The organism is Streptococcus orisratti DSM 15617 (assembly GCF_000380105.1).
Lineage (GTDB): Bacteria > Bacillota > Bacilli > Lactobacillales > Streptococcaceae > Streptococcus > Streptococcus orisratti.
The window spans coordinates 1-9,342 of sequence record NZ_KB904498.1 but is presented as its reverse complement, the minus strand read 5'-3'; the positions used below and the strand labels follow the sequence as shown (position 1 = coordinate 9,342).

The window sequence follows — 9,342 nt, the reverse complement described above, 5'->3', positions numbered from 1 at the left end:
AGTTACCAACTTGTCCCATAGTAAGTTCTACCTTATTTTTTTGTCTCAGTCTAATTTCCAGTTTTGGTGTTAGACTAGAACTTACTTTGAGAATTTAGGTTAGAAACATTTAAGTAGGATTTTTTCAAATCTCACTTGACAACGCTTACAAAATAAACTACAATAAAACTATAATCAAACAAGGATTGTTACTCTTTGGGAGGCATTACCGTTCATCAAGTAAGGGGGTGTGGTATGTCTTCAAAGAGTTTTTTTGTGCATGACTAACAGCACAGGATTAGAAAAGGTAGATAATTATGAGAGTTGTGAAGAAAATCAATAATAATGTGGCAGAATGTCTGGATAATAATGGTAAATCGTTGGTCGCCTTTGGACGTGGTATTGGTTTTCCAAAGACGCCTTATGAGCTAGAGGATCTTTCAAAAATTGATATGACATTTTATAAATTAGATCCTCATTTTCAATTACTTTTGGATGAAATTCCAGAAGATTTGATGTTGCTTAGTGTGGAAATCGTGCAAAATGCGCAGAAGGAGTTGTCTGGAAAACTCAATCCGACTTTGATATTTAGCTTGGCAGACCATATCCAATTTGCTATTCGTCGATTGAAAGAATTTAAGGAAATGAAAATTCTTTTTTCACAGGATGTTGCCCAGCTCTATCCAAAGGAAACGAAATTAGCAGAAGATGCCTTGGTTTTGATAAATACTTCATTAGGTGTTAATCTCCCACACAGTGAAGTGACCAGTATTGCCATGCATTTTATCAATAGCCAAGCCGAATTTGACATTGACAACGAAAGTCAGGCCATCGAAGAATTGATTGAGATTATGACACAGATGATTGAAAATCAATTAGCAATTCGTATTGAGCGTGAAGAATTTAATTACCAAAGGTTTCAAGCACATGTTCGTTATTATCTGAAGCGACTACGTGAAAATGAATCATTTATTAATGGGAATGAGACTATTTTACAAAGTCTCAAAGAAAGTCAACCTCATATCTATCAAGTTGCAGTCGTTATCATGGATTATATTCATCAAAGTATGGGATATAGTCAATCTGATGACGAGTTACTTTACCTGATGATACACATCAACAGGTTGTATGAAAAAAATAGCGGAGAAAAATAGCGAAGCTCCGCAAAGGAGAAAGTTATGGTCGATAATAATAAAGTTATCGCAGAAAAAGTGCTTGCTGCGGTTGGTGGTAAGGAAAATGTGATGAGTGCAACACATTGTATGACACGTTTGCGTTTGAATTTAAAGGATACTTCCATTCCTAAAAAAGACGAGCTAACCAGTATCTCAGGTGTTCTTGCTGTTGTTGAGTCTGGTGGACAGTACCAAGTTGTCATTGGGCAAAATGTCGCAAAAGTTTACCCTGAGTTTGCTAAATTAGCAGAGGTTACATTGGAAAAACAAGTTGACGAAAATTTGGATAAACCAAAAGAAAAATTAACACCAAAAGGTGTGGGAATGGCAATCCTTAATTATATGTCAGGCTCAATGACACCTTTAATCCCAGCTATGATTGCTGCGGCAATGTTTAAAACGATTCAAGTCGTTATTGGACCAGATTTACTTGGACTGGTTTCTGAAAAGAGCGATATGTATGTTTTATGTGATATTATGTATAGTGCTTTTTTCTACTTCTTACCAATTTTTCTTGGATTTACGGCTGCTAAAAAACTTGGTGTGAGTCAGGTCATGGGGATAATGTTAGGGGCGATGTTGCTAGTACCTGACTTTATTGTCTTGGACGGTCAAAAATTTACTGTTTATGGTTTTTTGACAACTACTGCACATAACTATTCACAGACGGTTTTACCTGTTATTATTTCTATTTGGGTAATGAGCTATGTTGAGCGCTTCTTTAAAAAAATAATTCCTGATGTTTTATCAACGATTTTCGTGCCATTTTTAACGATTTTTGTTATGGTTCCTATTACCTTTGTTGTTTTGGCTCCAATTGGTAATCTTGGTGGTGAATTAATTGGGACTGGTTTGATTGCTTTTGGTAATGTTGGTGGCTTTCTTGCGATTGCTGTCGTTGCAGCCTTGTGGGAATTCCTTGTTATGTCAGGAATGCATCAAGTTTTGATTGTTTTTGGGATTACCGCTATGATGCAAAATGGTTATGATAGTTTTGTTTTGACAGCAGGTGGTTATGCAACTTGGGCAGCATTTGGTATGGCATTTGGAGCATTTCTACGTTTTCGTGAAAAAGATGCAAAGGCTTTGGCATTTGGTTATTTTGTTTCAGCGATTATAGGTGGAGTAACCGAACCAGTTCTTTACGGTATTGGACTTCGCTATAAACGTCCTTTTCTTGCCCTTGCAGCAGGTGGCTTCTGTGGTGGACTTTACGCAGGGGTAACCCATGTTGGAACTTATGTTATGGGAGCTACGAATTTTCTAGCTGTTCTTGGCTATGTTGGTGGTGGAACAGTGAACATGATAAATGGCTGTATTGCGGCAGCGATTGCTTTTGCTGTAACTACTGTTTTAACGTATCTTTTCGGTTTTAATAAAACAGAAAGTGTTTTGCAAAGAGATTAGGTGGTTTTTATGAAAAAAATTCTTTTGCGTGCTGATGATTTAGGTTATTCTGAGGCTGTTAATTACGGTATTGAAAAGTCTATCAAAGAGGGTTTGATTTCAAGTCTTGGAGTTATGGTCAATATGCCTGCTACGCAGCACGGCGTTGATTTAATTAAAAATTGTGACTTGGTTCTAGGAGTGCATACTAATATTTGTGCTGGTAAGCCTTTGACAAAGCCCGAACTTATTCCAAGTTTGGTGGATGAGAATGGCAATTTCAAGTCGTCTAAAACATTTCGGGCATCGAAAGAGGATTTTGTCGTCTTTGAAGAAGTTGTTTTGGAAATTGAAGCACAGTACCAGAAATTTTTAGAATTATTTGGACGTCAGCCAGATTATTTTGAAGGGCATGCGGTAGCGTCAAGCAATTTCTTTAAGGGATTAGAAATTGTCGCAGAAAAACATGGCTTGAAATATTCAGGATTTTCAACAGGTGGCGCACCATTGATAATTGGTAACTCTCTTGTGCAATTCAATATGGAATCGATGGCACCGCATTACGATCCTTTTGATATGTTAAAACGTATGGTAGCAAAAGCAGATGACCATGTGGTACAGTTGGCAGTTTTTCACCCTGGTTATCTTGATGATGACATTCTAACACACTCTAGCCTAACCATTCCTCGAACACAAGAAGTTGCTATGTTAATTAATCCTGATGTCAAACAATGGCTCAGAAAGCAAGATGTTGAACTCATTGATTACCGAGATTTGTAAAACAGTAGTTGTTGGATATAAGCTGATTTTCAATTTTTATGCTCGCGAGGCTGAGACAAGGTGCTCAGCTTCTTTGTTTGTGTTTATAAGATGGGGCGACTAAATGGGTTCTAATACGCTGATAAATCAGCCTTTACAACCCTTCTCAACTTTGCGGGGGTGAGCTGACGAAATAAAGTTTCTGTGAAATTACTAATTTTCTTGCTTTTATTTATTCTGTTTTAGAATAAATATTCCTTAAAATCGAATTGTAAGCGTTCGTAAAATAAATTAAGATAGAACTATAAAGATTGATTAAGAGAGTAGGTGTACAAATGATTATTGATAGTAATTTATATTGGTTTGAAGAAGATATTTTTGAGTCTGAAGAAAAAATGGAAGCTTTTCTAGCGAGTGCTCCCAAGCAGTATGACACCAAAGTTCATGCTGGAGCTTTACCAGATGGACGTCAGCAAATTATCATTGAACGTCCTCAAGGATTTGAAAATCTGAATTATGTTCAAGGAGAATATAAGCTTGAAACGATGTTGGCTGATATGGACTTGGCTGGTGTTGATAAGGCTGTTTTGAAAATCCCAGGTTGTCAAGAATGGTTGACTTTGGAGCAATGCAAAGCTTTCAATGACGGTATGTATGGTTATATGAAGCGTAGTCAAGGGCGTCTGGTTCCTTTAGCTGTTTTACCACCATATGGCTCTAAAGCTGTTTTTGCAGAAATGAAACGTTGCTTTGAAGAACTTGGATTTACAGGTGTTCAATTGGTTGCTCACTATGGCAATTATTACCTTGATAATGATTTGTTTGCGACATTCTTTGAAGAACTTAATAAGTATCAAGCAACGGTTTACGTTCACCATACACCAGTTCCTACACAGTATGATGCACTTTATGAGTACACAAATGTCCGCCGTTCTTATGGACGCTGTGTTGACCAAACAACGGCAATTTGTCGGGAGTTGTATAGCGGTTTCTTTGAAAAATACCCTCATTTGACTTTTGTGCATTCAATGCTCGGAGGAGCATTCTTTGGTTTGAAAAATGTCTTAATGCCACATAAGCCAAGTAAAGCTGATACTGTTCAACGTTTTGGTGGGGATGATAAGCATATCGAGGAACATTTTGCTGAAAATATTTATTTTGAAATGTCACATGCGCAACCTTGGGGGAAAGATGCTTTAGAGTATGCCGTAAAAGTTTTAGGCGCTGATCACATTATTTTTGGCTCATCTTATCCCGTCCGCCAAGAATGGCTCACAAAAGGTGCTGACTTTGTTAATAATTTGGATTTGACAGCGGAAGAAAAGGACTTGATTTTAGGAGGTAATGCGCAACGACTTTACCATATTAAAGATTAGATGGAGGTAGCTATGTTACAAGCAGGTGCAGGGAAATCTCGCATTCAGCTGACAGAACAATTATTGCCACTTGAAAAATTTACCTATTGTCATGATGACTTGTACTGCCGGGCTATTATTTTAGATGATTTCGTCTTTATTTCGCTTGATGTGACATCCTTACAAGATTATGCGATTAGAGTCATAAAAGACAAGGTTAAGGCAAGTTGTGAGGTTTTAGATAATCATATTTTTATTAGTGTCACACATACTTTTTCGGCGCCCCACACGCGTTCTTTAAAGGCATTGGAAAAAGCAGACACGGAAACCAAGCAAAAAAATCAATACTATTTAGACCTTTTGCTTCAAGCTGTTGAAGAAGCTTTGCTTTTAGCCAAAAACAATTTACAGCCAGCTTCCCTCTCTTGCCAAAATGTCAGGGCACAAGCTCAGGTAAACCGCGATATAGAGCTAATAGATGGGTATTGGTTGGGAAAAAATCCACAAGGTTATTCTAATCATACGATTCCGATGTTGCAAATCTCCTCGACATCAGGAGCGTTAATAGCCATGATTTATAGTGTGGATGTTCAGTCGTCTATCGTTGAAAAAATAGGTGACGGGGCTATTAGTAGTGATTTTATCGGTTTAACCACACAAAAAATCGAAGATAAGCTTAACTGTGTTGCTCTATTTATGCTTGGAGCAGCAGCTGACCAGACACCTAACGTCTGTCAAGAAAGTTTTGATAGCCTAGAACGCTGTTCAGATGAATTAGCTTCGACAATACTATCACAAGTGACAGAAAATGAACATTTCGAGGGTGATTTTAGCTTAACCCAAATCAGCGTTGAGCTTGATGGACAAGCCATTCCTGATATGAAAAGCTTAAAACCAACAAGGCGGTATCATTTTGAATTGCAAGGTAAAAAGCAAGTCGAGTTAGCGATTTTGACCATTGGAGATTTTGGCTTAGCCATGCTAAAGCCCGAATTGGCAAGCATTACAGGCAAGGTTATTAGAGAACAATCTCCTTTTTCCGTAACAATGATTGCTACGATGATTAACGGTGGTCAAAAATACATGGTGGATGAGAAAAGTTACGATAATTATACTTATGAAGCAATGAATTCCATGTTTGCGCGTGGTAGCGCTGAAAAAGTTAGTAAGGCTATTATTAAGACATTAAAGGAGAGGAAGTGAGCTTATGAAAGTTGGATACGGTCGTGCAGACATCACACCGACAGCCCCATTTTACTTATTAGGATATAAAACTCCCAAACGAAATCAACCCGCTAAAGGCATTCATGATCACATTTACATTAACGGTATTTTATTTCATAACAATGAAGGTCAAGAAGTTTTTCTGGCAACAGGAGACCTTCTTGAAATAGAGGATATTGTTGCCGCAGATATTCGACGTGAAATCAGTCAAACCTATCAGATTCCTTTTGAAAATATTATTATCGGTGTCACACATGACCACCATTCGGTACGTGATTTTCATAAAACTTGGAAATTTGGGCGTTACAATCAAGAGTATTATGATTTCTTTGTGCAATGTTTTCTTGATGTTGTCGCACAATGTCGGCATAATCTTGTCGAAGCCAGCGTGGAATATGGGCAAGATTTAGTGCTTGGTTATTATAGTAATCGTAACCATAAGGGACAACAATCAGACAATATTGTCTCAGTGACAAAATTCGTTCACGATGGTAAAGCTATTGCAGGGATTGTCAATATCACTGTTCACTCAACGGTTTTGAGTGGCGAGAATATGGAATTGACTGCGGATTTAGCAGGAAATCTGTCAACAAAATTAAAAGAAAAATGGGGATTTTATCCTTTGATGTTAATAGGTTGTGCAGGTGATTCTAGTAATCATTATGACCGACTGGGGCGTGATTTTGCAGAATTAGAACGTGTGACAACTGGATTAGCTGAGCTTATCGCTCCTATAAAAACAACTGAACTTTCTCTTGGAACAGAAAGCATTAACGTTTTGGAACTTAGTCACGAAGTCATCAATGACAAAAAAGCTTACGATGAAGATCTTCGTTTGCGAATTGCTGGCATGAAAAATGGGACTATTAAGACCGTTGGCGCTCAGCCAGTAGAACATTTGATTGAAAAGTGTGAAGCACAGTTAACCGCACCACAATTTTATGACATCTTACAACTTGGAATCTTGGATATTGGAAATTTAAGATTTTTCATCTTCCCTGGGGAGTTGGCATCTGTTGGCGGAGAATTATTACGAAATGTGACGGATAAAACGGTGTTGATTGCTGGATATAGCAATGGTTTCCACCATTATTTCTTAGAAGCTAAGGATTATGGGCTAAGTTTTGAAACGATTGGTAACCCTGTTCCAGCAGGAACTTTTGAAACTATTATTGAAAAATTTAGTCGTGCAAGTCACTTGCTTGATAACTAATGAGCCGAAATCGGGGCTATGTGAAGTCGATTTAAGATTTTAATTATAAAGGAGTTCTTATCATGGACTACAAGAAATTAGGAAAAGACATCCTCACTCAGGTAGGAGGCAAAGAGAATGTTAGCAGTGTTAGCCATTGTATCACACGTGTTCGCTTTATTTTAAAAGATGAAGCCAAAGCTAACGACGACGTTATAAAAAATATGTCTGGTGTCCTCGATGTTGTCAAACAAGGTGGTCAGTACCAAGTTGTTGTTGGACCAAGTGTTGAAAAAGTTTACAATGCTATTATCGAAGATGGCGATATTGCAACGAACGAGGGTGATAGCACAGCAGTAAACGCAGAAGATAATAAGGGTTTCCTTAACAAAGCCTTAGGTCTTATTAGTTCTATTTTTATCCCAGTATTAGGTATGTTGTCTGGTTCGGGGATGATTAAGGCTGTTCTAGCTCTTCTTAGTGCTTTTGGTTGGATGTCAACCGAGGATGGAACTTATATTATCTTAAGCGCTTTATCAGATGCACTTTTCTATTTCTTCCCAGTTGTGTTAGGTTGGAGTGCTGCTAAACGCTTTGGCTTAAAAGAAATCTATGGTATGGTACTAGGGGCTTTCCTTGTCTATCCAACTTTGGTAACAGCAGCTGGTGGTGATGCTATTAATACATTATTTTCTGGAACCATTTTTAAGATGAATTATCAGCTGACATTTCTTGGTATTCCAGTTGCGCTTCAAAGTTATGCCAGCACAGTCATTCCGATTATCGCTGTCACCTGGTTTGCTAGTTATGTTTATAAATTCTTCAACAAATACATTCCAGATGTTTTGAAAATGGTTTTTGTTCCATTTTGTACCTTGATTGTTGCTGGTGCAGCTAGCTTGATTGTCATTGGTCCAATTTCAATTATCCTTCAAAACTTATTGAGTAGCGCTGTGATGTGGCTCCTTAATCTCAACATCGGTATTGCAGGTTTCTTGATTGGTTCTCTTTGGTCTATCTTGGTTATGTTCGGGCTTCACTGGGCAATCTTGCCATTCTTCCAAATCAATGTTGCTGAATACGGTTACGATATCATCAACCCATTGATTTTCTCAGGTGCTCCAGCTGTTCTTGGTTCTGCGCTTGGGGTTGCTCTTCGTACCAAAAATAAAGATACACGCTCAATGTCATTTGCGGCAGCTGTTTCATCATTCTTCGGTGTTAGTGAACCAGCTCTTTACGGTGTCATGATTCCTCGTAAAATGATTTTGGTTACTGGTCTTGCTGCAGCCGGTATAGGTGGTGCTATTGCTGGACTTGGTGGCGCTAAACTTTATACATTCGGAGCTCACGGACTTCTTGGTTTTCCAACATTTATCAATCCTGACGGTATTGATGGTGGTTTTATTGCTCTTTGTATCTCAGGTGTTGTTGCCTTTGCGATTGCCTTGGTATCAGCCTTAGTTATTGGTGATAAGCAAGACAGCGCAGCATTGTTAGCAAAAAAAGCAGAAGAAAAAACATCTACTAAAGTAAAAGAAGTGACAATTGTTTCTCCTGTAAATGGTCAAGCTGTTGATTTGACAGGTGTTAGCGATCAAGTCTTTTCACAACTCCTCTTAGGTGACGGTATTGCAGTTATTCCAAGCGATGGTAAGGTCTATGCACCAGAAGATGCAATCGTCCGTGTTGCCTACCCAACAGGTCATGCGGTAGGATTAGCCGGTACTGCAGGTGACGAACTTCTCATTCATATTGGTGTTGATACGGTTAACTTAAACGGACAATATTTCACTAGTCATGTCAAACAAGGCATGAAAGTGAAAAAAGGAGACCTTCTTGTTGAATTTGACCTTGATGACATTAAAAAAGCAGGTTATGACCCAACGGTTATGGTCGTTGTTACCAAATCAGATCAACTAGATACTGTAACCCCATTAGCGCAAGGAACAGTTGACACGACGACTCCATTACTCTCTATTAATTTAAAATAAAATCAAAACATACTAAGATTAGTAGTGAGGAAATCTCCGACGGGAGAAAGTACTCACTACTTTTTCTTTATGATAAAGTAGAGGTGTCTTGTTAAGTCGAGAACTCTTTTGACGCTAGACGTCGCAATAAAAACTGGCAAGACACCTGTTTTAGAAAGAATGTTATCAAAGTATGTGGGACGCCAGACGTCGAGTATTGAAAATGACATCACTAAAACAAGGAATCATTCAAGACAAAGAGGTAATATCATGCGAGTAGTTTTTGGGATTGATGTGAG

General features: G+C 38.2%; 7 protein-coding genes. All 7 read left to right on the top strand.

The window, feature by feature from the left end:
* Nucleotides 1-296 precede the first annotated feature (296 nt).
* Nucleotides 297-1,133: a PRD domain-containing protein gene (locus A3I7_RS0109755; RefSeq protein WP_018376584.1), complete on the top strand. Its 837-nt coding sequence runs from the start codon at nt 297-299 to the stop codon at nt 1,131-1,133.
* A 24-nt stretch (nt 1,134-1,157) separates the two neighbouring features.
* Nucleotides 1,158-2,561, top strand: a complete 1,404-nt coding sequence (locus tag A3I7_RS0109750) for a PTS transporter subunit EIIC (RefSeq protein WP_018376583.1) — start codon at nt 1,158-1,160, stop codon at nt 2,559-2,561.
* A 9-nt stretch (nt 2,562-2,570) separates the two neighbouring features.
* On the top strand, nt 2,571-3,320 hold the full coding sequence (locus A3I7_RS0109745) for a ChbG/HpnK family deacetylase (RefSeq protein WP_026217219.1): 750 nt from the start codon (nt 2,571-2,573) through the stop codon (nt 3,318-3,320).
* Nucleotides 3,321-3,634: 314 nt separating this feature from the next.
* Entirely contained in the window at nt 3,635-4,675 is a 1,041-nt protein-coding gene (locus tag A3I7_RS0109740) for an amidohydrolase family protein (protein WP_018376581.1), read from the top strand.
* A 12-nt stretch (nt 4,676-4,687) separates the two neighbouring features.
* Nucleotides 4,688-5,857 carry a neutral/alkaline nonlysosomal ceramidase gene (locus A3I7_RS0109735; protein ID WP_026217218.1) on the top strand — a complete coding sequence of 390 codons (1,170 nt, stop codon included), beginning with the start codon at nt 4,688-4,690 and terminating at the stop codon, nt 5,855-5,857.
* Between the two features lie 4 nt (nt 5,858-5,861).
* Complete coding sequence (locus tag A3I7_RS0109730) at nt 5,862-7,091, top strand: neutral/alkaline non-lysosomal ceramidase N-terminal domain-containing protein (protein WP_018376579.1); 1,230 nt, start codon at nt 5,862-5,864, stop codon at nt 7,089-7,091.
* 62 nt (nt 7,092-7,153) lie between these two features.
* Nucleotides 7,154-9,064 (top strand): beta-glucoside-specific PTS transporter subunit IIABC, encoded by a 1,911-nt coding sequence (locus A3I7_RS0109725; protein ID WP_018376578.1) that lies wholly within the window; start codon nt 7,154-7,156, stop codon nt 9,062-9,064.
* The last annotated feature ends 278 nt before the right edge of the window (nt 9,065-9,342 follow it).